The 25,119-nt window shown below is 54.8% G+C and carries 26 protein-coding genes and 1 pseudogene; 11 read left to right on the top strand and 16 right to left on the bottom strand.

The window, feature by feature from the left end; all coding sequences use genetic code 11:
- Position 1 precedes the first annotated feature (1 nt).
- From ACPGUT_RS09850 to dacB, 3 genes are all read left to right on the top strand, one after another.
- Entirely contained in the window at positions 2 to 589 is a 588-nt protein-coding gene (locus ACPGUT_RS09850) for a TetR family transcriptional regulator (RefSeq protein ID WP_423990859.1), read from the top strand.
- A gap of 41 nt (positions 590 to 630) precedes the next feature.
- Positions 631 to 1,251, top strand: coding sequence for a nicotinate-nucleotide adenylyltransferase (locus ACPGUT_RS09855; protein WP_423990861.1), 621 nt, complete (start codon positions 631 to 633; stop codon positions 1,249 to 1,251).
- Between the two features lie 73 nt (positions 1,252 to 1,324).
- Positions 1,325 to 2,821, top strand: a complete 1,497-nt coding sequence (dacB, locus tag ACPGUT_RS09860) for a D-alanyl-D-alanine carboxypeptidase/D-alanyl-D-alanine endopeptidase (protein WP_423990863.1) — start codon at positions 1,325 to 1,327, stop codon at positions 2,819 to 2,821.
- Here dacB and ACPGUT_RS09865 read toward each other — a convergent pair.
- The gene (locus ACPGUT_RS09865) at positions 2,818 to 4,425 is read right to left on the bottom strand and encodes an NAD(P)H-hydrate dehydratase (RefSeq protein WP_423990865.1); all 1,608 of its coding nucleotides are present in this window, start codon (positions 4,423 to 4,425) and stop codon (positions 2,818 to 2,820) included. The genes dacB and ACPGUT_RS09865 overlap by 4 nt on opposite strands.
- Before the next feature lie 164 nt (positions 4,426 to 4,589).
- Here ACPGUT_RS09865 and ACPGUT_RS09870 point away from each other — a divergent pair, with 164 nt between their 5' ends.
- The 3 genes from ACPGUT_RS09870 (at position 4,590) to ACPGUT_RS09880 (ending at position 7,514) form a co-directional block, all read left to right on the top strand.
- Positions 4,590 to 4,928: a P-II family nitrogen regulator gene (locus tag ACPGUT_RS09870; protein ID WP_423990867.1), complete on the top strand. Its 339-nt coding sequence runs from the start codon at positions 4,590 to 4,592 to the stop codon at positions 4,926 to 4,928.
- 86 nt (positions 4,929 to 5,014) lie between these two features.
- Positions 5,015 to 6,421, top strand: coding sequence for a type I glutamate--ammonia ligase (gene glnA, locus ACPGUT_RS09875; protein WP_423990869.1), 1,407 nt, complete (start codon positions 5,015 to 5,017; stop codon positions 6,419 to 6,421).
- A gap of 241 nt (positions 6,422 to 6,662) precedes the next feature.
- On the top strand, positions 6,663 to 7,514 hold the full coding sequence (locus ACPGUT_RS09880) for a hypothetical protein (protein ID WP_423990871.1): 852 nt from the start codon (positions 6,663 to 6,665) through the stop codon (positions 7,512 to 7,514).
- A gap of 68 nt (positions 7,515 to 7,582) precedes the next feature.
- On the opposite strand, the gene ACPGUT_RS09885 is transcribed toward ACPGUT_RS09880, so the two are convergent.
- Both ACPGUT_RS09885 and ACPGUT_RS09890 read right to left on the bottom strand, forming a co-directional pair.
- The gene (locus tag ACPGUT_RS09885) at positions 7,583 to 8,047 is read right to left on the bottom strand and encodes a hypothetical protein (RefSeq protein WP_423990873.1); all 465 of its coding nucleotides are present in this window, start codon (positions 8,045 to 8,047) and stop codon (positions 7,583 to 7,585) included.
- A gap of 77 nt (positions 8,048 to 8,124) precedes the next feature.
- Entirely contained in the window at positions 8,125 to 8,958 is an 834-nt protein-coding gene (locus ACPGUT_RS09890) for a heme-dependent oxidative N-demethylase family protein (protein WP_423990875.1), read from the bottom strand.
- 154 nt (positions 8,959 to 9,112) lie between these two features.
- On the opposite strand from ACPGUT_RS09890, the gene dddP reads away from it, so the two are divergent.
- Both dddP and ACPGUT_RS09900 read left to right on the top strand, forming a co-directional pair.
- Positions 9,113 to 10,450 (top strand): dimethylsulfonioproprionate lyase DddP, encoded by a 1,338-nt coding sequence (dddP, locus tag ACPGUT_RS09895; RefSeq protein WP_423990877.1) that lies wholly within the window; start codon positions 9,113 to 9,115, stop codon positions 10,448 to 10,450.
- 217 nt (positions 10,451 to 10,667) lie between these two features.
- Positions 10,668 to 11,894, top strand: a complete 1,227-nt coding sequence (locus tag ACPGUT_RS09900; protein ID WP_423990879.1) for an alpha/beta fold hydrolase — start codon at positions 10,668 to 10,670, stop codon at positions 11,892 to 11,894.
- A 54-nt stretch (positions 11,895 to 11,948) separates the two neighbouring features.
- Here the strand turns inward: ACPGUT_RS09900 and ACPGUT_RS09905 are convergent, their stop codons facing one another.
- Positions 11,949 to 12,842: an endonuclease/exonuclease/phosphatase family protein gene (locus ACPGUT_RS09905; protein WP_423990881.1), complete on the bottom strand. Its 894-nt coding sequence runs from the start codon at positions 12,840 to 12,842 to the stop codon at positions 11,949 to 11,951.
- A gap of 123 nt (positions 12,843 to 12,965) precedes the next feature.
- Here ACPGUT_RS09905 and purB point away from each other — a divergent pair, with 123 nt between their 5' ends.
- The 3 genes from purB to ACPGUT_RS09920 all read left to right on the top strand — a co-directional run bounded on the left by purB (position 12,966) and on the right by ACPGUT_RS09920 (position 16,534).
- Positions 12,966 to 14,270: an adenylosuccinate lyase gene (gene purB / locus ACPGUT_RS09910; RefSeq protein ID WP_423990883.1), complete on the top strand. Its 1,305-nt coding sequence runs from the start codon at positions 12,966 to 12,968 to the stop codon at positions 14,268 to 14,270.
- A gap of 30 nt (positions 14,271 to 14,300) precedes the next feature.
- Positions 14,301 to 15,479, top strand: a complete 1,179-nt coding sequence (locus ACPGUT_RS09915) for a FliG C-terminal domain-containing protein (protein ID WP_423990885.1) — start codon at positions 14,301 to 14,303, stop codon at positions 15,477 to 15,479.
- 134 nt (positions 15,480 to 15,613) lie between these two features.
- Entirely contained in the window at positions 15,614 to 16,534 is a 921-nt protein-coding gene (locus tag ACPGUT_RS09920; protein ID WP_423990909.1) for a lysophospholipid acyltransferase family protein, read from the top strand.
- Here ACPGUT_RS09920 and ACPGUT_RS09925 read toward each other — a convergent pair.
- The 12 genes and pseudogenes from ACPGUT_RS09925 to ACPGUT_RS09980 form a co-directional block, all read right to left on the bottom strand.
- Positions 16,498 to 17,211: a DUF1223 domain-containing protein gene (locus ACPGUT_RS09925; protein ID WP_423990887.1), complete on the bottom strand. Its 714-nt coding sequence runs from the start codon at positions 17,209 to 17,211 to the stop codon at positions 16,498 to 16,500. The two genes, ACPGUT_RS09920 and ACPGUT_RS09925, sit on opposite strands and share 37 nt — an antisense overlap.
- Before the next feature lie 552 nt (positions 17,212 to 17,763).
- A complete protein-coding gene (locus ACPGUT_RS09930) occupies positions 17,764 to 18,294 on the bottom strand; it encodes a DsbE family thiol:disulfide interchange protein (RefSeq protein WP_423990889.1) in 531 nt (176 codons plus the stop codon).
- Complete coding sequence (gene ccmD / locus ACPGUT_RS09935; protein ID WP_423990891.1) at positions 18,291 to 18,443, bottom strand: heme exporter protein CcmD; 153 nt, start codon at positions 18,441 to 18,443, stop codon at positions 18,291 to 18,293. The genes ACPGUT_RS09930 and ccmD overlap by 4 nt, the downstream gene beginning before the upstream one ends.
- A 1-nt stretch (position 18,444) precedes the next feature.
- Positions 18,445 to 19,194, bottom strand: a complete 750-nt coding sequence (locus tag ACPGUT_RS09940) for a heme ABC transporter permease (protein WP_423990893.1) — start codon at positions 19,192 to 19,194, stop codon at positions 18,445 to 18,447.
- Between the two features lie 44 nt (positions 19,195 to 19,238).
- Entirely contained in the window at positions 19,239 to 19,895 is a 657-nt protein-coding gene (gene ccmB, locus ACPGUT_RS09945; protein ID WP_423990895.1) for a heme exporter protein CcmB, read from the bottom strand.
- Positions 19,892 to 20,605: a heme ABC exporter ATP-binding protein CcmA gene (gene ccmA / locus ACPGUT_RS09950; protein ID WP_423990897.1), complete on the bottom strand. Its 714-nt coding sequence runs from the start codon at positions 20,603 to 20,605 to the stop codon at positions 19,892 to 19,894. The genes ccmB and ccmA overlap by 4 nt, the downstream gene beginning before the upstream one ends.
- Before the next feature lie 48 nt (positions 20,606 to 20,653).
- On the bottom strand, positions 20,654 to 21,010 hold the full coding sequence (locus ACPGUT_RS09955) for an Mth938-like domain-containing protein (RefSeq protein WP_423990899.1): 357 nt from the start codon (positions 21,008 to 21,010) through the stop codon (positions 20,654 to 20,656).
- Positions 21,011 to 21,013: 3 nt separating this feature from the next.
- Positions 21,014 to 21,775 carry a TSUP family transporter gene (locus tag ACPGUT_RS09960; protein WP_423990901.1) on the bottom strand — a complete coding sequence of 254 codons (762 nt, stop codon included), beginning with the start codon at positions 21,773 to 21,775 and terminating at the stop codon, positions 21,014 to 21,016.
- Positions 21,768 to 22,730, bottom strand: a complete 963-nt coding sequence (gene secF / locus ACPGUT_RS09965; protein WP_423990903.1) for a protein translocase subunit SecF — start codon at positions 22,728 to 22,730, stop codon at positions 21,768 to 21,770. The genes ACPGUT_RS09960 and secF overlap by 8 nt, the downstream gene beginning before the upstream one ends.
- 3 nt (positions 22,731 to 22,733) lie before the next feature.
- Positions 22,734 to 24,395, bottom strand: coding sequence for a protein translocase subunit SecD (secD, locus tag ACPGUT_RS09970; RefSeq protein WP_423990905.1), 1,662 nt, complete (start codon positions 24,393 to 24,395; stop codon positions 22,734 to 22,736).
- 71 nt (positions 24,396 to 24,466) lie between these two features.
- On the bottom strand, positions 24,467 to 24,748 hold the full coding sequence (yajC, locus tag ACPGUT_RS09975; protein ID WP_423990907.1) for a preprotein translocase subunit YajC: 282 nt from the start codon (positions 24,746 to 24,748) through the stop codon (positions 24,467 to 24,469).
- A 180-nt stretch (positions 24,749 to 24,928) separates the two neighbouring features.
- Positions 24,929 to 25,119: pseudogene (locus ACPGUT_RS09980) on the bottom strand (hypothetical protein); the annotation flags it as partial.

The raw sequence follows: 25,119 nt of genomic DNA on the forward strand, positions 1-25,119 counted from the left end.
GATGACGAAAAAAGAAACGCCAAAGCCGCCCCCCCCATCCCGTACAAGGGATTCAGATGCCACGCGCCAGGCGATCCTACAGGCGGCGCAACAGGTGTTTATGGCCAAAGGGTTTGATGCGGCGGGCGTGCGCGAAATCGCGACCCAGGCCGGGGCAAATGTGGCCTTGATCAACCGGTACTTTGGATCAAAAGAACAACTGTTTTTCGCGGCCATATCTGATCAGGATCATCTTGCCCCCTTGTTGGCAGAGGGCAAAGACGGCTTTGGTCTGCGGCTGGCCAGCTATATGGCGAACAAACATCTGTCTGATGGGGATCTTGATCCGACGCAGGTGTTTGTGCGTTCCATCGGCAGTGTCACCGTCGGCCCCGCCCTAAGCGAGGCCACCCAGACGCAACATATCGCGTCCTTGGCGGACTGGCTGGGGGGCGAAAACGCCGAAGAACGCGCGGCCATGATTATGGCGGAACTTCTTGGGTTTGACATGCTGCGCCGGATCGCCGGGATTGACGCCTTTAACCGTCCAGATAACCAGGCATTGATCACGTATTTTGCCCGTGCTGTGCAGAGCCATGTTGATGGCTGACGTCCCTCGACCCTCAGACATAAATCCGCTAAGGCTCTGACATGCGACATCATTTGCCACATGCGCCGGCAGGGGCGACAATCGGATTGCTTGGAGGGTCATTTGACCCGCCTCACGAAGGGCATCTGCATATTTCAGAAGAAGCATTAAAGCGCTTTGGATTGGATCGGATCTGGTGGCTGGTCACCCCGGGCAATCCCCTGAAAACACACGGCCCGGCCCCCTTGGATAAGCGTCTGCAGGCCTGCGCCCGGATGCTGCAACATCCACGTATCGAAGCCACGGATTTCGAACGTGTTGCTGGCACACGTTACACGGCTGACACCCTGCAAGCCCTGTTCCGCAGCTATCGTCATGTGCGGTTCGTCTGGCTGATGGGCGCCGATAATCTGGCGGGTTTCCACCGCTGGGACAACTGGCGTCAGATCATGGACAACATCCCGGTCGGCGTCATTGCCCGCCCAGGACAACGCACCGCCGCCCGCATGAGTGTTGCAGCGAAACAGTATGATTTTGCACGCATTTCTGGAAAAAACAGCCAAAGTCTGGCCCAGGCAAAAGCCCCTGCATGGTGTTTTATCAACGCCCCCATGAGCAAAGCATCCTCCACCGCGATCCGCGCACAGGGCGACTGGGTGGTCACGGACAGCCAAACGGGTTGAGATTTTAGAGAAGCTCTGGCACAAATCGACCATGCTTCTTTCTGTGCTTGCTCTGGTTTCATAAGGCCCTTTCATGACCTCTGTTTTTTCCCGTCGCGATATTCTGGCATCCCTTCTGGCAACATCCGCAAGTGCCGCCTGCGCCAGCGCGCCCGAAGTCAGCCGCATTCCCGCACCACGGCCCGCCAATGCCGCAGCCCTGGCAGCCCCCGGCGCACAACGTTTGGTGGCGGCTGCTGAATTGGGTCCAACTGCAAAGGTGGGCTATGTGCTGGCGGATGCAAACAGCGGTGAAATCTTAGAGGCCATGAACCCGGTGCTGGCCTTGCCCCCGGCGTCGGTCACCAAATCCCTGACGGCGCTTTACACGCTGACACAGCTTGGTTCCGATTACCGGTTTCGCACACAGGTGATGGCCGATGGCCCGATATCCGGCGGGCGGCTGAACGGCAATCTTTGGCTTGTGGGCGGCGGTGATCCGACCCTTGACACAAATCACCTTGCCGATCTGGCACGCGCCCTGCGCGCCGCCGGGCTGCGCGACGTTACCGGTGAATTCCGCGTTCAGGCCAGCGCCCTGCCCTATATCCGCCAAATTGACGCCAGCCAGCCCGATCACCTGGGGTACAACCCTGCCATTTCCGGTCTGAACTTGAATTTCAACCGCGTGCATTTTGAATGGAAACGCGCCGGATCCGGCTACACAACAACGATGGAAGCGCGCACCGATCACCACCGGCCTGCCGTGCGCAATGCCCGTATGGAAATCGTGAACCGCGATCTGCCGGTCTATACCTATCGCGCGCGTCAAGGTCAGGATCACTGGACCGTTTCGCGTCAGGCCCTGGGGCGTGGCGGCAGTCGCTGGCTGCCCGTACGTCACCCCGAAGCCTATGCCGCCGAAGTTTTCCGCACCATGGTCCGGGCGCAGGGCATTACATTGGCCGCCCCGCGCATGGTCACCGCCGCACCGCAAGGACAGCTATTGGCAGAACATCGCAGCGAAGCACTGGCTGTGATCCTGCGCGATATGCTGAAATATTCCAACAACCTGATGGCCGAGATCTGCGGTCTCAGCGCGACAACAGCCAGAGGCGGCACCCCCGGCAGCCTGCGGGCATCCGCCAGACAAATGAATGCCTGGTGTGACAGTGCCCTGGGAACGCGCCGCGCTGGATTGGAAGATCATTCCGGTCTTGGCGAAGGATCCCGCCTGTCCGCATCCGATATGGTCACCGCCTTGTCGGCTGCAGGCGTAAACGGTCCCCTGCGCCCTTTGTTAAAAGAGATCCGCCTGAAAGAAGAAAACGGCGGCGGATCCGGCAGCCATCTTATTGATATCCGGGCCAAAACCGGAACCTTGAATTTCGTTTCTTCGCTTGCAGGATATATCCGCACACCATCCGGGCGCGACCTGACCTTTGCCACATTCACCGCAGACCTGCCGCGGCGCGCCGCAATTTCACGCAGCGACCGCGAAGCCCCCCAAGGGGCACGCGGATGGTCGCGCAGATCACGCGCCATGCAGCTGAAACTGATCGAACGCTGGTCTGCTGTCTACAGTGCTTAGGTCTGGCCCTGGGCCATTGTGCGAAACACCTGGGGCAATTGTTCTGGGATGTCTTCGGCAATCAGGCCCGGGCCAAATTTCAGGGCGCATTCCACATGCAGCCAAGCCCCAGTTTCTGCCGCCTCAAACGGTGAAAACCCACGCGCCATAAGCCCCGTGATGAACCCGGCCAGCACATCCCCTGATCCGGCCGTTGCAAGCCAAGGCGCGGCCCGATCATAGACAGCTGCATTCACTGTCGCGCGCCCATCGGGTGCTGAGATAACCGTATCCTTCCCTTTGAACAGAACCACACATCCCGCCTGTTTCGCGGCCTCGCGCGTGGCGTCCACTTTGGAATAAGCCGGGCCTGTGGTTGCTGGCGCATCCAGTTTTTCGGCAATATCCGGGAAAAGCCGCGCAAATTCACCCGCATGTGGCGTCAAAACACAATTGGAATGTAGTTTATCAAACAAGGCCTTATCCCGCGCCAGCAAGGTCAAAGCATCCGCATCCAACACGCAATTTCGCCCGCTTTGCAAGGCAACATCAAGCAATTCAGCTTCCCGTTCCCCAAGCCCAAACGCAGGCCCAAGACAGAGCGCATTGATGCGTTTATCATCCAAAACACCCGCAAACGCCGCTGCATCCCTAACCCGCTTCAACATGATCGCCGTGACCTGACAGGCCACTTCCTGTTGCGCCGCAGGTGGCACGCCCAAAGTCACAAGCCCCGACCCAATCCGCAAAGTCCCCCGCGCCGCCAATCGCGCCGCCCCTGTCTGTGCCGGGCCACCCGATAGGATTAAGGCATGACCGTGGGAAAATTTATGCGCAGCAGATGTTTTATCGACACGCCAAAAGCAGCCAGAACAATCTGCCATTTCGACAGGGTATTGCGTAACAACTTCGCCCAACCCGATGTCAACAATCCTGATCTTTCCGCACGCCTGCGGTCCATCTCCGATGACGTGCCCTAACTTCAAAGACTGAAATGTAACCGTCAAATGATAAGGATCCTGATAACACCTGCCCAGATATCTTCCACTATCCGCACATAAGGAAGACGGCGTATCAATTGCGACCACTTTACTTTGCCCTGATCCGCTGGCTCGCGACTGATGAGCCACCGTTAAGGCCCAATACAGGTCGTCAGGCATTTCGCGGGACAAGCCGATACCAAAGCCGGCATCAATGTACAGATCTGCATAAAATGGCTGGCGTGCGCTCATGGGCAGAACGCCCCCCAACTCACACCACCGCTCATAATTCACACGCGCATCCGGTGGCAGCTTGTCAGGATCTCCATAAAGAAACACCTCAACCGCCCAGCCTCGTTGATGCAACAGCCGCGCAACAACAAATCCATCCCCGCCATTGTTTCCTGGGCCACACAACACCACCGCCCGCAGTCCAATCTGCTTTTCATCTTGCCCCAAATACTCCGGGGAGCGCGAGGGGCTGGCCCCTCGCCCGGCGTCCCCAAACTCTGGCCATTCGTCATAGATCGCCTCAACGACGCCCGCACCTGCGCGCTCCATCAGTTCAAGGCCGGTGACATCACCACGCTCAATTGCAGCCTGTTCAATTGCCCGCATCTGTGCGGCTGTTAAAAGTTCAGTCATCTCGAAACTCTCCGTTTGCACAAAAATTAAGCACATCGCCCAATTTCAATGCACCACCCCCCAGAATATTGGGCAGCGTCTTGGATATGGATCATAGCGAATGGACCTGAGCGAGGGAACATGTTCTGACAGTGCCAACGAAACCAGCCACAGGAATCGCCGCCATGAAGAAGATCGAAGCGATCATCAAACCCTTCAAACTTGATGAAGTGAAAGAAGCACTTCAAGATGTCGGCGTGCAGGGCCTGTCCGTGGTCGAAGTCAAAGGGTTTGGCCGCCAAAAAGGCCACACTGAACTGTACCGCGGTGCAGAATATGTTGTGGATTTCCTGCCAAAAGTGAAAGTCGAAGTCGTGCTGCCAGATGATCTGGTAGATGACGCAATCGAAGCGATCATTGAGGCCGCAAAAACAGATAAAATCGGTGATGGTAAGATTTTTGTATCCCCCGTGGAACAGGCGATCCGGATCCGTACAGGCGAAAGCGGTGACGACGCTTTGTAAGGGCGCACCTCTGAAACCTTAACGAATAAACGAAACTTAAAGATCGAATGCGAAAGTATTCATAACACACAGAAAAGGAAGATCCGATGAACTATGCTGACGTTCTGAAGATGATCGAAGACGAAGACATTACTTATGTTGACGTGCGCTTTACAGACCCACATGGCAAATTGCAGCACGTGACTGTACACCGCGACATGATTGATGAAGACTTCTTTGAAGATGGCTTCATGTTTGACGGCTCTTCCATCGCAGGTTGGAAATCCATCGACAACTCTGACATGAAACTGATCCTTGATCCGGCATCTGCCTATATCGATCCGTTCTACGCAGAGAAAACCCTTGCGATCCACTGTTCCGTGGTTGAACCGGACACAGGCGAAGCCTATTCCCGCGACCCACGCGGCACCGCGCAGAAAGCCGAAGCTTACCTCAAGTCTTCTGGCATTGGTGACGTGGCTTACATGGGCCCCGAAGCAGAATTCTTCCTGTTTGACGATGTGCGTTTCTCTGTTGAGATGAACAAAGTGTCTTTCGAGATTGATGCACAGGACGCGTCCTGGAATTCTGACACCCAATATGAAATGGGCAACACGGGCCATCGTCCGGGCATCAAGGGCGGCTATTTCCCTGTGAACCCGATTGATGATGCACAGGACATCCGTTCTGAAATGCTGTCCACGATGAAAAACATCGGCATGAAAGTGGACAAGCACCACCACGAGGTTGCGTCTTGTCAGCACGAGCTGGGCCTAGTCTTTGACACGCTCACCAAACAAGCGGATGAGCTGCAGAAATACAAATATGTGATCCACAACGTGGCGCATGCTTACGGTAAATCTGCAACCTTCATGCCAAAGCCATACTATGGCGATAACGGCACAGGCATGCATGTGAACATGTCCATCTGGAAAGATGGCAAACCATTGTTCGCAGGCGATAAATACGCAGACCTGTCCCAGGAAGCTTTGTGGTTCATTGGCGGCATTCTGAAGCACGCGAAAACCCTGAACGCCTTCACAAACCCAGCGACCAACAGCTACAAACGCCTGATCCCTGGTTTCGAAGCCCCTGTTCTGCGCGCCTATTCCGCGTCTAACCGTTCTGGTGCTGTGCGTATCCCTTGGACCGAAAGCCCGAAAGCCAAGCGCGTTGAAGCCCGTTTCCCTGATCCAGCGGCGAACCCTTACCTGTGTTTCGCAGCACTTCTGATGGCTGGCCTTGACGGCATCAAAAACAAGATCGATCCAGGCCCCGCCTCTGACAAAGATCTGTACGATCTGCCACCAGAAGAACTGGCCGGTATCCCAACTGTATGTTCCTCCCTGCGTGAAGCGCTGGAATGTCTCGAAGCAGACCACGACTTCTTGATTGCCGGTGACGTGTTCACCAAAGATCAGATCGACGGATACCTGGCCCTGAAATGGGAAGAGGTTTACGCCTTTGAACACATGCCACACCCGATCGAGTACAAAATGTACTACAGCTGCTAATCGCAGTATATTTCAAGAAAAGGCGCCTTTCGGGGCGCCTTTTTTATTGCCGAAAATTGCGCGGTGTTGCCTGATATGGCCCCGATATTGTTGCGCATTTTACGGAAATCCCCAATTTCACCAGGAAAACTTTAACCTTCCGCCGCCAGACTGATGCACAGGGTCAGCGAAAGGGCGCGATTTGCACGGATACAAAGGGTTTCAGGCGCCACCGCCTATGCGGCCACATGCGGCATCTGCAATGTTGTTCAGCGATCCAGAGGCTGCGCATCCGGATGTGTTTTGCGCCGCTTTATCCGGATCACCTGGTTTTGAATATGCGCTACAGCCCGCAGAGGATTGCCGGTTTTACCTGTTGCACCAGGGCGAAGTGACCCTAAAGCTGACGCCAGACAGTCTTCCCCTGCCCGCCCATGCCTTTAGTGGGGGATTTGATGCAGGGCTTGGGGATCTGTCACGTCTGGAACGTCAGGCCGCCATTTCCGGTCACAACAGTCATGTGCAATTGTCCCACAGCCGCATGGATGTCGCACCGAAAGTGGTCTCAGATGTTTTATGTTGGCTCAGTGATGCCCTGGGCCCGGATCAGATCTTTTGGGGGGAAACATCCGCGATGTTTTCCGTGGCACATTTTCGCAGGCTTACGGGGCTAAATGCGCAACATCCCATCGCAGAACTGACTATCATTCCCCGGCGGTTTCGGTCTGGGTTTCACTATGATGGTATTGAATTGAAAGGGTTTCACGCCGATGGGGCTGAAGATATTTTTGGCATGCCGGTCTCTGTTGCGCAGGGACCGCTTGGGTTTGAGGATGCCTTCGCTGCGTTGAAAGACCTAGCGATGGAATTTCGCACCAACGGTGCCCATGCACAGGCATTGAAACGTCGACAAAATGCACATGTATCTCTGGTGGAAACGCCGGATTTGCATATTATCGCGACCCGTGTCCGGACGTCAGGCGTGAATGCCCATGACCGCATTCTGATCCGCTGCGAAGATGCCGCGATCCTGACCCAGGAGCCAAGGGAGGAGGACGCAACAACATCACAGCCAGACCGCGAAGAAAGCTTGCGCCGGGCCTTGCGGGCCTGATGGTGGAAGGCAAATGACGATTGCATCCGCTCATCCGCCTTTTGTACAGACGCGGCCCATCTATCCCCCTATGTTTCAGATTTTCCAGCCATCCATGATCGCAAGAATTCCGGATCCAACTTGCGCAGTGGTTTGGGCAGGTATTTTTCTTCGAAAGCCTTGCTAAGGCCTCTCTTTTCCATACATTTCCATACGATTTCTGCGTATCTTTCAAGTTTGTTGAGGCGATCACTGCCTATAAGATCCCGCACTAAAACGTCAATTTGTGTTTTTGGTTTATCCGGCTCCCAGGGGAAAACTTTCCAGACAAAATCATCGTTTTCCATTAGGTACTCATACCAGAAAGCATGTGAAAACCCGAAATCTTCGCCGGTTTGTTGTTTGAGTTGCTGACTGCCGTCCAACATCAAAAAGACCGCTTTGGGCAGAGAACCCTCAACAATATATTCCCGGTCGTCGTCCCATGTTGGTGGGTTACGTTTGTAACCAATCAGATGGGCAAATGCCCATTCAGTCGGGTTTGCGCCACTCATGCCATCTGCCTCCTGAAGAAATCACCATCGAACACACGTTGCCATACACTATGCTTGTGCCCTGGCCCATAGTCACCTTACGCGGGCACGTCTTCAATCGGGTGATCTATCAGGGCCGCTGCCTGTTCGGGCGTCAGGTTTTCGCGTAAAATCAAAGTGGTATGGATCGAAAAAATCACGGCATTGGTTTTCGGAAGACGCACCATGCTTTGCCGTTCTGAACGCACATAGGGGGCAATCGCCAATTTCGGTTTTACACGGGGGGCGTTTTCTTCACGCGGCTGGAACAGGGATGGATCTTCGTAGAACAGTGCATTCGCCCGCCACAAAGGACGTTCCGGGCGGATGGCATCGAACATGCGCTGCACACGTTTTGCGACATTTTCATCATAGTTATCAACGGGAACATGGATGGCCACCAGCGGTTTCATGTATTTCTGCGCAAGGGTCCAGCTGGCGGGAAAACACAGCAATGCCCCGGTCAGCACATGTTCGTCAGATCCCTCAGGTTTCTCCATGATCACCAGATCTTCCTGAATCAGCTGAGACAGGGTGATCAGTGGATTACCGTGATCGATCACCACCAACGTCCCGTCAGGCAACGCGACACGTCCATCTGTCAGGGTGAACCCGTCTGTCTTGTCCAGTTCTGACAGGACATGATCCAACAATTCCTGCGCCGCAGGGCGTGCGCCATCTGACAAAGCATGCACCCGGTCCGGTGCCTCGGCCAGCAAACGGGCCTTTTCGGCCAGCTGCCCCATGCGGGCTTCGTCGTGTTGCAACCAATGTCCCGGCTCCATCGGCATAACACCCGGCAAGCGGCGCGATTTCTCATCCATCCAGGGGGCAAAACGCAGGCGATCCTGTAGGATCGGAAATGGGGCGGGCGTGGGCATTTCGCTGGTCATGGTGGCTGGTTTCCATTTCTTCTGGCGCGTCTTTCCCAGACCTATCGTGAAACCATATCGATTGCTTCATAAAACCGACTTCCTTCTGGTCGGTTTCAGGCGGGACAAGCCTTGCGACGTGACGAAATCTGCACCCAATAAGGGAGACAGCCAGATGAGCCATTTCAGAGACACACGTAAAATCGATCCAACCAAAGGCAGCCACCTGCCCGATGGCAGCCCCAATGAAAACGATCGCGTGGAAATTGGCCCAACCCTGCTTGCCATGCAAGAATGGGAGGCCGCAGGTCTGATCCTGCCCAACCTAGAAAACATGCGCCAGTTTCGACTGGACCGTCTGGTCGCCGGCATCAATCAACGTGACTATGGCGGGGTTCTTTTGTTTGATCCACTGAACATCCGTTACGCCACTGACAGCACGAATATGCAGCTTTGGAACACGCATAACCCGTTCCGGGCGGTTCTGATCTGTGCCGATGGGTATATGGTGATCTGGGATTACAAACAGTCCCCTTTCCTGAGCGAATTCAACCCTTTGGTTCGCGAACAGCGGTCTGGTGCAGATCTGTTTTACTTTGATCGTGGCGATAAGGTGGATGTGGCGGCAGATGCGCTGTCCAACGAAATTCGGGTGCTGATCCAGGAACATGGTGGCGGCAATATGCGCCTGGCCGTGGATAAAGTTATGCTACACGGGCTACGCGCGCTTGAAGCCCAGGGCTTTGACATTCATCCCGGCGAAGAGCTGACCGAAAAGGCCCGTTGCATCAAAGGGCCGGATGAAATTCTGGCCATGCGCTGTGCGTCGCATTCCTGTGAAATCGCAGTGGCTGAAATGGAAAAATTCGCCCGTGCAGAGGTGCCCAAAGGCGGCGTATCCGAAGATGATGTCTGGGCGGTTCTGCACGCGGAAAACATCCGCCGCGGGGGCGAATGGATTGAAACCCGCCTGCTGACGTCCGGCAAACGCACCAACCCTTGGTTCCAAGAATGCGGCCCGCGCCTGATTGAAAACAACGAAATCATCAGCTTTGACACGGATCTGATCGGATCCTACGGCATTTGCGTTGATATTTCCCGCAGCTGGTGGATCGGCGATAAAAAGCCCCCTGCTGACATGATTTACGCGATGCAACACGGCCGCGAACATATTGATGCCAATATGGAAATGCTGAAACCAGGTGTGAACATTCAGGATCTGAGCCGGGGTTGCCACAAGCTGGATGATCAGTTTCAGAAACAGAAATACGGCTGCATGATGCACGGCGTTGGTCTGTGTGATGAATGGCCTTTGGTGGCCTATCCTGATGCTATGGTTGAAGGCGCTTTTGACTATGATTTGGAACCCGGCATGGTGCTTTGTGTTGAAGCTTTGGTCAGCCCCGAAGGCGGTGATTTCTCGATCAAACTGGAGGATCAGGTTTTGATCACCGAAGACGGCTATGAAAACCTAACAAAATACCCATTTGATGCCGCCCTTTGCGGTGAATAACCACAACGCCCGAGGCAATGACAAAGTGATCATTGCCTCGGGGAAACACATAAATGGAACAAATGGCGGCCTGGCCCATTGTTTGAGATTTCTGAAAGTGACTTTTTAAATCACGTCTCAGCACAAGCCCTCACCTTCGCGTGAAGTAACGCCTGGGCGGCTTGCAAGCCTGATGATGAAGCGCCACGTTGTGGGTTCTGCAATAAAGGATGCCCCAATGCCCACAGAGCGCGTAACATTTACAGGTCACAGCGGTGAAGAGCTTGCCGCACGTTTCGATTTGCCCGAAGGCCCGCATCTGGGCACTGCGATTTTTGCGCATTGTTTTACCTGTTCCAAAGACATCACCGCGGCACGTCGCATTGCCGGGCGTCTGGCGGGCATGGGGATTGCGGTGTTGCGCTTTGATTTCACAGGGCTTGGCCATTCCGCTGGAGAGTTTGAGAACACGTCTTTCACATCCAACGTCTCTGACCTGATCCTTGCGTCTGACTATCTGAGTGCACGCGGTATGGCCCCGGGCCTTTTGATCGGTCATTCCCTTGGCGGGGCTGCGGTTCTGAAAGCGGCTGGTCGTATCGACAGTGTGAAAGCCGTGACCACCCTTGGCGCGCCTTTTGATCCGGAACATGTGACCCATAACTTTGGCGGTGCATTGGGCAAGATCTGTGCCGAAGGCAAAGCGACCGTGGATCTGGGCGGGCGTCCCTTTACCATCCGCAAAGAATTCATTGATGATGTGGCGGGTGAAAACCTGGCCGATGACATTGCCAAACTGAACCGCGCCCTGCTGGTCATGCATGCGCCGCAGGACACAACTGTCGGTATCGAAAACGCAGCCGAGATTTTTGGCGCGGCGAAACACCCCAAAAGCTTTGTGACACTTGATAAAGCCGACCATTTGATCACCGATGCCTGTGACGCGGAATATGCCGCCGAGGTCATCGCAAGCTGGGCCGGGAAATATATGGATCTGCGTCCACCTGCCCCGCCCATTGGCGCACCAGAAGGGATCGTGCGTGTGTCTGAAGCCGATGCGAATGGATTTATGCAGGACGTCCAAAGCGGCCCATTGCATCACGCCGTGGCCGATGAGCCGCTGGCCTATGGCGGCACCAATCGCGGCATGTCGCCTTATGGGTTCATGGCGGCCGGGCTTGGCGCTTGTACGTCGATGACGATCCGCATGTATGCCCGCCGCAAGGGCTGGCCACTGAAACATGTTGCAGTGGACGTAAGCCACGACAAGGTGCACGCCCAGGACGCAGGCGACGGCAGCATCGCCCCCCCCGGTTCAAAGATTGACAGCTTTTCCCGGATGATCCGGCTGGAAGGGGATCTGGATGCGGATCAACGTCAACGTCTGCTGGAGATCGCAGATAAGTGTCCGGTGCATAAGACGCTGGAAAGCAGTTCTGAGATTAAGACCTGTCTGGCGGAGTGACGGAATGGGGGCGCTGCCCCCAAACCCCCGGAGTATTTCGGGCAAGATGAAAGATCAGCGCGGCATTGTAAAACGTGCCAACACCCCTAGGTGGTCAGACCCTAGCAGGGGGCGCAGCTGGCTTTCAGTGGCAAAATGGCCGGGCACCAGGACGTGATCAATGGGCAAAGTGATCAGTCCATCTTTCATTGGGAGTGTATAAAGCACATTGCCTGCGCGACTGCTGTTTGTGGCCTGCGCAATTTGTCTGAGCGTGTGTGACCAAGGCACCATGTTGAAATCCCCCGCGATTAGCACCGCGCCATCAAGCCTTGCGAGCTGTGGGACAATCCGATCAACTTGCGCGGCTTGTCCATAGGGATAAGGCCAATGCAAATGCAGAGACACAAGCCAAAGCGTTCCGTAATGGGTTTGGACCTGCATCGCGACCATGCCGCTGCCGGCATCGCAAACCACAGGTGTTTCCGTGCGTGGAAAATGCGTCACAACCGCGACCCCGCCCACGCGTGCGAAATCGCAGAAGGCTTGTGTCGGGTGGGTTTCAGACAAGCCAGTCAGCAGTTGAAGATTGCCACTATCCACCTCCTGAAGCATCACAAAATCAGCCTCTGCCGCCAAGATATCAGCCTGCAATGGCCTTGTGTCCCCCATCCGAAACGACATGTTTTTCTGATAGATCTGATAGTCAAAATCCGGCGTGCTGGTGGCCCAACTGCCTTGCCATGTGATTTGGGCGAAAGCCGCAAAAGCGGGCAAGGCAACGGCCGCCCAGACCCAGCGTTCTTGGCCTTGTTTGGGGGCTGCCATGAGGCAGGTCACCACAATCGCGCCCGCCAGATGCCAGCGAAACACCGCAAACGAATCCCCCAAAGGATGCAGCACCCCGGCAAAACTGAACAGAAACAGAATAATCAGGGTGAAAAGACAGAATATCAGAAATTTACGCATGTGTTTTCATGACAGATGCCCGGATTTCAGGCAAGCGTGACCTAATCCAGCCGCAAGACTTGCAAATTTCGCCCCACCCCCTATGAGACTGGGAGCAACGCCAACCCGCATAAAGGCCTTGCCATGATCCCCCGTTATTCCCGCCCTGAAATGGTTTCCATCTGGTCCCCTGAGACCAAGTTTAAGATCTGGTATGAGATCGAAGCCCACGCCTGTGATGCGATGGCTGACATTGGTGTGATCCCACGCGAAAACGCCGATGCGGTCTGGAAAGCAAAAGACGTTGAATTTGACGTGGCGCGCATTGATGAAATCGAGGCTGTGACCAAACATGACGTCATCGCGTTTCTGACGCATTTGGCGGAACATGTTGGTTCTGAAGAGGCGCGTTTTGTGCACCAGGGCATGACATCTTCTGACGTGCTCGACACTTGTTTGAACGTGCAAATGGTGCGCGCCGCTGACATCCTTTTGGCCGGTGTTGATCGTGTTCTGGCCGCGCTGAAAACCCGCGCGTTGGAACATAAAGACACCGTGCGTGTTGGTCGTTCCCACGGTATTCACGCGGAACCCACCACAATGGGTCTGACATTTGCGCGTTTCTATGCGGAAATGGATCGCAATAAAGCCCGCCTTTTGGCGGCGCGCGAAGAAATCGCAACTGGCGCGATTTCAGGCGCTGTTGGCACATTCGCAAACATCGACCCCGCCGTGGAAGAACATGTTTGTGCGAAACTGGGTCTGCGCCCTGAGCCGATTTCAACACAGGTGATCCCACGTGATCGTCACGCGATGTTCTTTTCCGTGCTGGGTGTGATTGCGTCTTCCATCGAAAACGTCGCGATTGAGATCCGCCACATGCAGCGCACCGAAGTTCTGGAAGGTGCTGAATTCTTCTCTATGGGGCAAAAGGGTTCATCCGCGATGCCGCATAAGAAAAACCCTGTCCTGACCGAAAACCTGACCGGTCTTGCGCGTCTGGTGCGTATGGCGGTGATCCCTGCGATGGAAAACGTGGCGCTGTGGCATGAACGCGATATTTCGCATTCCTCCGTTGAACGTGCGATTGGCCCTGACGCGACCGTGACCCTTGATTTCGCCCTGCACCGTTTGGCTGGCGTGATTGAAAAGATGCTCGTGTTCCCGCAGAACATGCTGGACAATATGAACAAATTCCCAGGTCTCGTGATGTCGCAACGTGTGCTTTTGGCCCTGACCCAGGCGGGTGTATCCCGCGAGGACGCTTATTCCATGGTGCAACGTAACGCGTTGCAAGTTTGGGAAAAACGCCTTGATTTCCGTGAACTGCTGCTGGGCGATGCTGAGGTTGTCAAAGCTTTGGGCGAAGATGGTATCAACGAAAAATTCGACATGGGCTATCACACCAAACATGTCGACACGATCTTCAAGCGTGTTTTCGGCGAATAATCTGTAACCTGTAAGGGGTCTCTTAACGCTTTGACGGCCATAGTCGGGGAAACCCGGCGGAAAGCCGGTAAAGCGATGGAGAACCCCTTGCCCGACGGATTACCAGGCCTACCCCTGCCCCCGCCCCTGCCCGCAATTGGCGGACAGGGCAACAGCGATGAACATCTTCCCGCGGTTCCCGGTCTGCCGCAAAGCCAGAAAGCCGCGATTCTGGTGCGCCTTCTGCTGAATGAAGACATTAAACTGCCCCTTCAGGAATTGCCTGAATCCTGCCAGGTCCTGTTGACCGAACACATGGCATCGATGCGGATTGTGAAACGCGAAACATCTCGCGAAGTGGCCAAAGAATTTCTGAAAGAGCTGGTCACAATCGGCCTGACCAATTCCCGTGGTCTGGAAGGGGCGTTGACCGATTTGGAAGGGGTTATAAATGAAACCACCATCCAGAAAATGCGGCGGGAGATCGGTTTGAAGGCCATTTCAGATCCCTGGCTGCGGCTGGAACGGCTGGAAAACGAAAAACTGCGCACAATGCTGATGTGTGAAAGCAACGAAATTGCCGCCGTGGTCTTGTCAAAACTGTCCGTTTCACGCGCCGCTGAACTGCTTAGCTCTCTTCCTGGTGCGATTGCCAGAAAGATCACCTGGGCCATGTCTATGACCGGCACGGTCAGCCCTGATGCGATTGAACGTATTGGGCTTTCTCTGGCCAGCCAGCTTGATTCACATAAACCCATGGCCTTTGAAGAAGCTGCCGAGAACCGGGTTGGTGCGATCCTTAATCAGGCCAAAGCGGCCGTGCGGGATGATCTTCTGGAAAGCCTTGAAGATGAAGATCGCGAATTTGCGCGTGAGGTGCGCAAATCCATCTTTACCTTCGCCCATATCGCAACCCGTCTTGACCCGATGGATGTCACAAAAGTGCTGCGCGATGTTGAAACCGGCGCGCAGATCGATGCCTTTGCCTTTGCTTCAGTGGATCCCGAAAGCGACAACTCAAAAACCGTTAATTTCATGTTGTCACAAATGTCGTCACGACTGGCGGACAGCCTACGCGAAGACATGGAAGCCCGCGGCGAGGTTAAAGAAGAAATTGGCGAAGCCGCAATGGGCAAAATTGTTTCTGAATTGCGCCGATTGGCAGATGCGGACGAAATTGTACTGCTGGAAATCGAAGAAGACGAGGAAGAAGAGCCTGAGGACGCCTGATGTCTGTGTCCCTAGCCATACCACGTCATCCCCAGGCAAAGGGCAGCTGGTTCATGTTCAGGCGTCCAATTCACTTGCGATGCCTGGTAACCTGACGTATTCCCAAGATACGTCAGACAGGAACCAACGTGACTATGGTTGTGCAACGCAAAGACATTGCTGATTTCGCTGTTAATATTCTCGCACGTGGCACCCTTGGTTTCATGAGCCTTCTGCCCTACCGCACGCGTGTTGCGCTGTTTGGGCGGATTTTCGAACATGTTGTCGCCCCCCTTGCTGGCTGGCGAAAACGTGTCCGCGAAAATCTTGCATATGTCTGCCCCGATCTGCCCGACAGCGAAGTGAAACGCCTTGAACATGCGGTTGCCAACAATGCCGGTCGATCCCTAATCGAGATTTATTCAGGGGCCACCTTCAAAAAACACGCCGCCAGCATGCCGATTACGGGCCCCGGGTTGAAAGCCTTGGAAGATGCCCGCGAACAAGGTCGCCCTGTCGTTCTGGTTACGGGGCATTTCGGAAATTACGATGCACCAAGGGCTGCACTGATTGATCGAGGGTTCAATATCGGCGCCCTATATCGCCCGATGAGCAACCGTTTTTTCAACGAACATTACGTGAAATCAGTCGCCGAAATCGGCAGCCCAATTTTCCCAAGTTCCCGCAAGGGACAGGTAGAAATGATGCGTTTTCTGCGCGGCGGTGGTGTTCTGGGCTTCTTCATCGACAATCACACGTCTTCTGGCGTGGCCATGGATTTTTTTGACAAACCAGCCATGACCAGCCTGTCAGCCGCCGTTATGGCCCTGAAATACAATGCGCTTTTGCTGCCTGTCTGGGGCATACGTGGATCAGATGGTTTCAGCTTTGAAATTCGCACCGGCACGCCGGTTGAACACAGTGACCCCGAAACCATGCTGGCGGAGTTGAACCGCGAGCTGGAACACGTCACCCGTGACCATATGGATCAGTGGTTCTGGATTCACCGCCGCTGGAAACCGGAAATTATTGAAAAAGTTCAGCGCAGACGTGCCGCAGCCAAAACCGATCCGTGATTGGCTTCCTGCACAAGTACAACAACGGCATCTTCATCAGATACTTGAGCATTGATCTGCAAGTCGTCTTTCCCATCCCAAGTGCCAAGCACGTCCATCTGTGTCACAACTGAGGTATAGGTAATTGCTTTTCCCGCATTTTCCCCGCGACGGATCTCAACAGCCTGTTCCGGAATAAACCGCACAAGCTGCACAACAAGCCCCTCATCAGAGGGTTGATATCCCAGGTTCCGTACCACACCGGAAATCACGCCATCACCACGTTCAACCGTCAGATCCAGCTGGTCCGCCTTATTTTGCTGATCAAGGAGCGCCAATTCAAGATCGGCGGGTTGATTGCCAACGATATGGGTTTCCCCATTCAGGATCATTTGCGGCGTATAAATCGTGCGCGTATGCGCGGCAGCGGCATAGCCACGCTGGCGTTGGGTATGTTCCGGGCGGGCAAATGTATCAGCCCAGCCGATGTAATCCCAGTAATCCACATGCAGCGCCAAAGTGATCACATCGTCACGCTGCGCATATTCGCTGAGCAACGCATCCGCCGGAGGGCAGGAACTGCAGCCTTGAGATGTATAAAGTTCAATCACAACCGGATTGCTGCTGTTTTGCGCCAACACCGGCGCGGCCAGGGAAAACACCGCAACAGCTGCGGAACCAAGAATCTGTCTGATCATGTACCTGTATCCTTCTCTCATCCCCACTGTAACGGCCCATTGGATCAAACGCCAATCAACGTTTTGAGAGCAGCCCAGTCCCGGGTACATCCGTTGTATTTGGTTCTTCACATGTCCGAAATTTCACCGGATCGATTCATCGAAACCGATTTTACCGTTGATCAGAATCTGGCGCGCCGGTCGTTTTTGCCTTCTTCGCGACGCATTCGCCACATTCCCCTATCAATTTGCAAAACTTCGTCACAGGCCCGCCTTAATGGCTTTGCAAAATGCAACGAACATTCAATTGTGTAAAATTTCTGTGATTTTTGCTGGATTCACATGTTTTCCTGGGCGAATATTAACCTGTGTAAGAACAGTAGTGTGTTTATGATTGATCTTAGTTTACCCAAAGGCTCCGCCCGTCGGACCTCTCTTCCACTCCCCCTGCTAGAAACAGGGTTGCTTTGCCTCTTGGCCGTCATGCCATTCATCCTCACCTGAAGGCTGATCTATGCTGCGCGTTTTGCGCTGCTTAGCAAGATGCAGAGACACAACACTTAGTGCAGTGGGCTATTCCCGGCCCGCTGCACGCTCTAGCGCCGGTCGGATAATGGCCTGCAAAGTGCGTTCTGTGATCGGACCCGCAAAACGCTGTATGATCCGCCCTTCCGCATCAAGAATATAAGTTTCTGGAACCCCGGCGACGCCCCATTCTAGGGCTGTACGGGCTGTTGGATCCGCGCCAATTGCCGTATATGGATCGCCAAGTTCACGCAGAAACTCAACCGCATTCACTGGGTCATCCTTATAGTTCACACCGTAAATCGGCACACCTTCGGATTTCAGAATTTCAAGGTTTGGATGCTCAGCACGACAAGGGGCGCACCAGCTGGCCCAGAAATTCACCAATTTCACGCCCCCCGTGGTCAGATCTTCATGACGGATTTCGGCCATATCAGCGAGAGGTTCAACAAACAGATCCGGCGCAATGGCACCCTGTCGACCTTCAAAGCCCTTCTCGCCCCCAAGGCCCAAAAACGCAAAAATCAGAAACCCACCAAAAATAGCAGGTGGCAGGGCCAGGATCGGATTGAATTTCATGATTGTTTCCGTCTTGCTTCGATTTCGCGCAGGGCTTTGGTCACCCGTCTTGCCCGGACAATGCTGGCGCCACACAGCGCAAGGATCAGGACCAGACTGATCCCATAGGCCAGTAAGACCTCAAATGCGTAATTCCCAAGTTCCGGCATCTCAACCAATCCTTTCACGGGCCAGCAGGGCGGAACTGCGACGCAGGCGAATTTCGGTTCGGGTGCGCAGTAAAACCAGCGCAATAAACAGCAGGAAGAACCCAAGGATGCTTAGCGATAATGGGTAAAAATAGACATTGCTGACTTTCTCAGCCGTATCCGCGCCGGTGACGGCATCGACGCGACCCACGGATGCGCCCTGATGCAACCCCTGGTTCCAGAAGTTCACAGCATAGCGCGACAGGATCGCAAAGACCGTCCCCACAAGGCACAGCACGGATGTCAGATCAGCGGCGGTATCAGCGTTTTCCACCGCTTCCCACAGGGCCATATAGCCCAGGTAAAACAGGGCAAGGATCAGGAAGGATGTCAGACGCGGATCCCAGGCCCACCAGGTGCCCCACATGGGCTGCCCCCAGACCGCGCCGGTGATCAGGGCGATCAGGGTCATGACAAACCCAACAGGTGCGGCGGCGCGCGCAGCAAGTGCTGAGACATGATGGCGGCGGATCACCCAGATTAAAGACGCAACAAGCATCATAAACCATGCATTGATCGCCAGCATCGCGGCAGGCACGTGAATAAAGATGATCTTAACAGTTGAACCCTGCTTGAAATCCTCAGGCGTCAGGAAAAAGCCCCAAATCAGACCGCTGACCACAGACAGGCCAGCAAGCACAGAAACCCACGGCAAAACCGCGCCGGAAAGGCGCATGAATTTTGTTGGATTTGCATATTCCCAAAGTGACATGGCGCCTAGCTAGCTTTCTTTTCAACGGGCTTCAAGGGGACGCTTTATCGCAGGTTCGCGCGCAAAGCCATCGCCCCCGCCATCGGCAGGAACGCCACAGACCCCAAGGTGATCACCAGCAGGAAGATAAAGGGTGCGACCGGATCTTTGAGGTTCATTAAGGCGCTGGCGCATTCCGCGCCAAACACAAGTGTCGGCACATACAAAGGCAATACAAGCAACGACAACAACAGCCCGCCCCGGCGCACCCCCACGGTCAACGCCGCGCCAAATGCACCAATGACAGACAGGGACAACGTGCCCGGCAACAGCGAGGCCATCAGCCAGAAATACCCTTCTGCCGGTAAATTCAACAAAACGCCCAGCAATGGTGAAATCAACGTCAAGGGAAGGCCGGTGACCAGCCAATGCGCGATGGATTTCACCAGAACCACACCGGACAAGGGCAAAGGTGCACATAACAATGCGTCCAGCGTGCCATCTTCAAAATCCAGCGCAAAGATACGGTCCAACGTCAAAAGGCAGGCCAACAGCGCCCCAACCCACAGAATGCCAGGCGCAATGCGTGACAACAATTGCGTTTCAGGGCCCACGCCCAATGGAACAAAGATCACCACCATCAGGAAGAATGCAAGGCCAAGCCCCGCCCCGCCCCCTGCGCGCATCGCAATACGAAGATCCCGGATCAAAAGCGCGATCATAGGTTGCCGTCCTCCAGAAACCCTTCGTCCCCGACAGGTGTGTCTTCCGTTTCCGGTGGCACATCATTCAGGTCGCGGCGTGTGGAATAAGGCTGCAGATCCAGTGTTGCGGCCTCAACACCCGGGTCAATATGCGTGGCGATCAGGGCCGATCCGCCTGCCGCGCAATGCGCCCGTACAGCGTCGGCAAACAGGATGACACTGTCCGCGTCAAGCGACACCGTGGGTTCATCAAGCGCCCAGATTTCGGCGCCGGTCACACAGAGACGTGCCAGACCGAGACGACGTTTCTGACCGGCTGACAGGCTTTGTGCCGGGCGCAGCAGCAGATCACGCAGATAAAAGCTCTCAACCGCCTGATCCACTTTTTCTTGGCGCGCAGCCATCGTGCCTGCGCCATGAACTGCGGCCCAGAATTTCAGGTTTTCCTGCACATTTAACGTCGCCTTGATCGCATCTGCATGACCTGCCCAGGCAATCGTGCCATTGGCCTTACATCGCCCCCGCAAAGACGGCTGCAGCCCGGCGATGGTACGCAAAAGCGTTGTCTTGCCAACGCCATTGGGCCCACGCAGCAGAACCGCAACCCCGGGCGACAGTTTAAAACTGACCCCGCGCAAAACAGGCACGCCCCCACGCGCACATGTCAGGTTTTCAACCAGCAATGCGCCGCGCGGCAGGTCTTCAGATGTATCGCCTGTATCGTTCATCAGGGTTCCGGTTGGTTTCAGACAGCATGTATCACATGAAACAGGTTATCAAATTGTCAGCATTGCCGCAGCCACACGGCGGCCTTCGGACAGTAGGATATTATAGGTGCGCGCCGCCGATGGCGATGACATGGGTTCAACCCCGATGCCCACTGCTTCTAAGGCCTCACGAAAGGCACGCGGTGGATGGGCGACATCTTCGCCCGTGCCACAAAACACCACATCCACCTGATCTTTCAACATCTCAATCAACGTGTCCGTGTCGTCATAGCCCCCCCAGGCGATCACCCCCATAGGCGAGATCATCACATGCCCCTCAAACACTTTGCCGCCAATACGGAAAAAACCCGGGCCATAGCCATCTACAGGTTTCGCGTCGGTATAGCTGATTTCATTCAGGCGCATGGCTTAATCCCACAGTGGCAGGCCGGAAATGGCGGCCCCGCCAATCACGATATAGGCAAGGATTCTATATCCCCGCTCAAACTCTGGTTTGAAAATAGCAGCGCCCACAACATTTGCCAGCAGATAAACCGGCGCAATCACAAGGCCCAGCCAAATCGCTGATGGGATCAACTCGCCATACAGCCAAAGAACCCCCAGCATCAGAATATCTGTCAGAAGAAGATACAGGAAAATATTGGCGCGCACGACGGATACCGTGTGCTGGCTTGCCATATACAGCAGGATCACTGGCGGGCCGGGAATGCCAGCGACACCCGCAAGGAAACCACCCAAACCACCCGCCATCCAGATCATGTATTTCTTCAGCTCGCCGGGATAGCGCACCTCAGAGATCAGCAGGAACAAAAGAACCAGCGTGACGCCGGAAATCAGATAGCGGAAAATCTCGGGGGCAATCAGTGACAGGATATACAGCCCCAGTGGCAACATCAGCGCCATGCCCCCAGCAAGGCGAAGCACATCCCGGCGGTGGCTGTCACGCCACATCTGGGGCACCAGTGGCAACGGGCCGATCAGGTCCATGATGATAAGGGTGGTTAGGGCTTCAAATGGGGTCAGGATCTGTGCCGCGAAGGGCAGATAGATCAGCGCGGTTCCAAAGCCAGAAAAACCGCGGATGAAGCCAGCAAGCGCCACACCAAAGCATAGAAAGACTGTCCCCTCTGCCATGGCCGCAGCCAGCAAAGGGGACAGGAAATCAGGCATCGATATCAGCGAATTGACCGCTGACTTTGCGCGCGGCTTCCTTGGACCAGTCACGTTTCACACCCAGACGGTTCAGAATGGCCGAGGCCACGAAAACCGAACTATATGTCCCGATGACCACACCCAGGATCATTGCAAACACAAAGCCCCGGATCACATCACCACCCAAAACAAACAGCGAAATCAGCGCGATCAATGTGGTGACAGATGTCATCACGGTACGCGACAGGGTTTCGTTGATCGACAGGTTCAGAACCTCGTGCAGTGCGCGCGTCTTATATTTGCGCAGGTTTTCCCGCACCCGGTCAAACACCACCACCGTATCGTTCAACGAGTAGCCGACAATCGTCAGAAGGGCCGCGATGATCGCAAGGTCAAACTTGATTTGCAGCAGCGCAAACGCCCCGATTGTGATGATCACGTCATGGACAAGCGCCGCGACAGCGCCCAGGGCGAACTGCCATTCGAACCGCAGCCAGATGTAGAACAACACAGCCGCAATCGCCGCAACAACAGCCAAAACAGCGGTCTGCACAAGTTCACCCGATACTTTTGGACCAACGCTTTCAACCGCTTCAAAACGCAGAGTTTCATCAACCGCCTGAAGTGCGGCCAGTACAGCGGCTGTCGTGTCCGATGCCACAGCAGCATCTTGCGCTTCGATCCGGATTTGGGTGACATTATTGTCTGGGTTCAGAGGATCCTGCACCACAACAATAGATGTATCACCAAGCCCCAGAGGCGCCAGCGCATCACGGTAATCCCCGACAACAACTGTATTGTCCGCATTGGTCCGGAAGGTGGTCCCCCCCCGGAAATCAATCCCGAAATTCAGGCCCATCATGAAGAACAGCACGACAGAAGCCACCATCATCAGAACCGAAAAGCCACCTGTCAGTGCGCCGCGTGAAAAGAAATCAAAGTTGGTTTCAGATGGAACAAGTTTCAAACGCATCTCTTATACCTCGATCTCTTTGGGACGTTTACGTTCGAACCAGATCACCACCACAAGGCGGGTCACGAAGATCGCGGTAAACACGGATGTGATAATGCCAAGGCCCAGCGTAATCGCAAAGCCTTTCACCGGACCAGAGCCCATCAAGAACAGGATCACAGCGGTGATGAATGTGGTGATGTTGGCGTCGATAATCGCGGATAGGGCTTTTTCATAGCCCAGTTCAATCGCACGCGCGGGGCCACGTTTTGCCTTCAACTCCTCACGGATACGTTCAAAGATCAACACGTTGGCATCCACCGCCATACCAATCGTCAGAACGATCCCAGCAATGCCCGGCAAGGTCAGGGTTGCACCGATCAGGGACAGCAGGCCAAAGATCAGCCCGACGTTGATGATCAGGGCGATATTGGCGAACATGCCAAAGGTGCCATAGGACAGAACCATAAAGACAAGAACCGCGATAAAGGCGACGATACAGGCGATGCGCCCGGCCTCAATGCTGTCCTGCCCCAGTTCGGGGCCGATGGTGCGTTCTTCTTCAAAGCTGAGCTTGGCAGGCAATGCACCGGCACGCAAAAGTGCTGACAGTTTGATGGTTTCTTCAATTGTGAAACGCCCGGTGATAATGCCGGACCCGCCCGCGATGTGACTTTGGATGGTCGGGGCAGAGATGACTTCGCCGTCCAGAACGATCGCAAAGGGGGATCCTATATTTTCGGCGGTGTAATCGCCAAATTTCTTAGCACCCGAGATGTTGAAACTGAAACTAACCGCCTGGCCGCCGTTCTGGTCAACAGTCGGTTGCGCATTGGTCAGATCTTCACCACCGACAACCGCGCCTTTTTCAACGATGTAATATTGGCCCGGTTCATCAACAGATGGCATGATTTCATTGCCCGCGCCCGGGGATACGTCCGGATCGGTTGTCCGACGTACAACGGGGCGGAATTCCAGCTTTGCCGTGGTGCCCAGAAGTTCTTTCAGCTCTTCCGCGCTGCCCAGACCTGGCACCTGGATCAGCACACGATTGGTGCCCTGGCGCTGAATGGTGGGTTCACGGGTGCCGACTTCGTCCACACGGCGGCGCACGATTTCAAGGGTCTGCACCAGGGTGCGTTCATCCATCGCTGCTTTTTCTGCATCTGACAGGGTGATCGTGATCACATCGCCCTGGGACGAAAACACAAGATCCATCTCGCCCACACCGGCCAGTGTGGTTACGGGTTGTGCCAGGCTGCGCAAAAGTTCCAGTGCACGTGGCATGGCATCTTCATTGCCAATACGCACCCGAAGGAACCCCGGTTCAGCATCTTGCTGGCGCACACCACCAATGGTGGCGCGTTCCGCACGCAATGTGTCACGCACCGTCGTCCACATGCCGTTCATACGGGTGGCATATGTATCTTCGACCTGAACTTCGGCAAGCAAATGCACACCGCCGCGCAGATCAAGGCCAAGGTTCACCAGTGATGCCGGCATATAAGAAGGCCAGGCATCCACATCCGCCTGAAGATCAGGTGTCGCGCCATTTTCTTCAATGGCGACCAGCGCATCATTGTGACGTTCAACCGTTGTATAAAATGCATTTGGAAGCGCCAGCCACAATCCCAGCGCACAAAGTGCTGCGATCATGATCCGCTTCCAGAGGGGGATATCAAGCATTCGCCAAATCCGTCTGTCAGAAGTAAAACAGGGAAACCTGAAGGCTTCCCTGTAATCTGTTGAAAATTAAATTATTTCGCGGGCTCTGTCTTGGACAAAACCGTGGCAATTGTGGATTGCACGACACGTACTTTCACCCCTTCGCCCAGTTCAACTTCCACTTCGTTGTCGCCCTCTTTGACCTTTACGACCTTGCCGATCAAACCACCCTGGGTGATCACTTGGTCACCGCGACGCAACGCAGACACCATTTCCTGATGTTCTTTCATCTTCTTTTGCTGTGGACGGATCAGCAGGAAATACATGATCCCGAAGATCGCAATAAGGGGGATAAACTGAGCAATGGTTTCCATGAAGGGTCTCTCTGTCTGAGCCGGAATGCCCGGCGAAGTTTTATGTTGCCGCGCACCCTATATGTGATCCCACGCCCTGGCAAGCAAGGGGTGTGTGTTCAAAAGCGCTTTCCGATCATTGCACAAAACAGCTGTTGAAACATCGATTTGTGCAAGCTGTATCAACAAGGGCGGTGGTTTCTAAAGCTTTACATTGCATTCTTCAAAGAAGGACAGGATTTCATCGGTGAAAAACCCTTGTCCGGTCGCCATTTGCACCAGCTCAAAAGCACATCCATTGTTCACTTCAACCACCACGGGGCCATCTGGCGTCAAGGCGATATCTGTCGACCCAAACCGGTTTTCACTGTGCAGAAGCGCAACTTGTTGAT

Source organism: Halocynthiibacter sp. (assembly GCF_049608145.1).
Classification (GTDB): Bacteria; Pseudomonadota; Alphaproteobacteria; order Rhodobacterales; family Rhodobacteraceae; genus Halocynthiibacter.

Bases quoted from the DNA above. Each gene is read 5' to 3' on its own strand.
- ACPGUT_RS09850 (WP_423990859.1), top strand. From the start codon at position 2: ATGACGAAAAAAGAAACGCCAAAGCCGCCCCCCCCATCCCGTACAAGG.
- ACPGUT_RS09855 (WP_423990861.1), top strand. From the start codon at position 631: ATGCGACATCATTTGCCACATGCGCCGGCAGGGGCGACAATCGGATTG.
- dacB (WP_423990863.1), top strand. From the start codon at position 1,325: ATGACCTCTGTTTTTTCCCGTCGCGATATTCTGGCATCCCTTCTGGCA.
- ACPGUT_RS09865 (WP_423990865.1), bottom strand. From the start codon at position 4,425: ATGACTGAACTTTTAACAGCCGCACAGATGCGGGCAATTGAACAGGCT.
- ACPGUT_RS09870 (WP_423990867.1), top strand. From the start codon at position 4,590: ATGAAGAAGATCGAAGCGATCATCAAACCCTTCAAACTTGATGAAGTG.
- glnA (WP_423990869.1), top strand. From the start codon at position 5,015: ATGAACTATGCTGACGTTCTGAAGATGATCGAAGACGAAGACATTACT.
- ACPGUT_RS09880 (WP_423990871.1), top strand. From the start codon at position 6,663: ATGTTGTTCAGCGATCCAGAGGCTGCGCATCCGGATGTGTTTTGCGCC.
- ACPGUT_RS09885 (WP_423990873.1), bottom strand. From the start codon at position 8,047: ATGAGTGGCGCAAACCCGACTGAATGGGCATTTGCCCATCTGATTGGT.
- ACPGUT_RS09890 (WP_423990875.1), bottom strand. From the start codon at position 8,958: ATGACCAGCGAAATGCCCACGCCCGCCCCATTTCCGATCCTACAGGAT.
- dddP (WP_423990877.1), top strand. From the start codon at position 9,113: ATGAGCCATTTCAGAGACACACGTAAAATCGATCCAACCAAAGGCAGC.
- ACPGUT_RS09900 (WP_423990879.1), top strand. From the start codon at position 10,668: ATGCCCACAGAGCGCGTAACATTTACAGGTCACAGCGGTGAAGAGCTT.
- ACPGUT_RS09905 (WP_423990881.1), bottom strand. From the start codon at position 12,842: ATGCGTAAATTTCTGATATTCTGTCTTTTCACCCTGATTATTCTGTTT.
- purB (WP_423990883.1), top strand. From the start codon at position 12,966: ATGATCCCCCGTTATTCCCGCCCTGAAATGGTTTCCATCTGGTCCCCT.
- ACPGUT_RS09920 (WP_423990909.1), top strand. From the start codon at position 15,614: ATGGTTGTGCAACGCAAAGACATTGCTGATTTCGCTGTTAATATTCTC.
- ACPGUT_RS09925 (WP_423990887.1), bottom strand. From the start codon at position 17,211: ATGATCAGACAGATTCTTGGTTCCGCAGCTGTTGCGGTGTTTTCCCTG.
- ACPGUT_RS09930 (WP_423990889.1), bottom strand. From the start codon at position 18,294: ATGAAATTCAATCCGATCCTGGCCCTGCCACCTGCTATTTTTGGTGGG.
- ccmD (WP_423990891.1), bottom strand. From the start codon at position 18,443: ATGCCGGAACTTGGGAATTACGCATTTGAGGTCTTACTGGCCTATGGG.
- ACPGUT_RS09940 (WP_423990893.1), bottom strand. From the start codon at position 19,194: ATGTCACTTTGGGAATATGCAAATCCAACAAAATTCATGCGCCTTTCC.
- ccmB (WP_423990895.1), bottom strand. From the start codon at position 19,895: ATGATCGCGCTTTTGATCCGGGATCTTCGTATTGCGATGCGCGCAGGG.
- ccmA (WP_423990897.1), bottom strand. From the start codon at position 20,605: ATGAACGATACAGGCGATACATCTGAAGACCTGCCGCGCGGCGCATTG.
- ACPGUT_RS09955 (WP_423990899.1), bottom strand. From the start codon at position 21,010: ATGCGCCTGAATGAAATCAGCTATACCGACGCGAAACCTGTAGATGGC.
- ACPGUT_RS09960 (WP_423990901.1), bottom strand. From the start codon at position 21,775: ATGCCTGATTTCCTGTCCCCTTTGCTGGCTGCGGCCATGGCAGAGGGG.
- secF (WP_423990903.1), bottom strand. From the start codon at position 22,730: ATGCGTTTGAAACTTGTTCCATCTGAAACCAACTTTGATTTCTTTTCA.
- secD (WP_423990905.1), bottom strand. From the start codon at position 24,395: ATGCTTGATATCCCCCTCTGGAAGCGGATCATGATCGCAGCACTTTGT.
- yajC (WP_423990907.1), bottom strand. From the start codon at position 24,748: ATGGAAACCATTGCTCAGTTTATCCCCCTTATTGCGATCTTCGGGATC.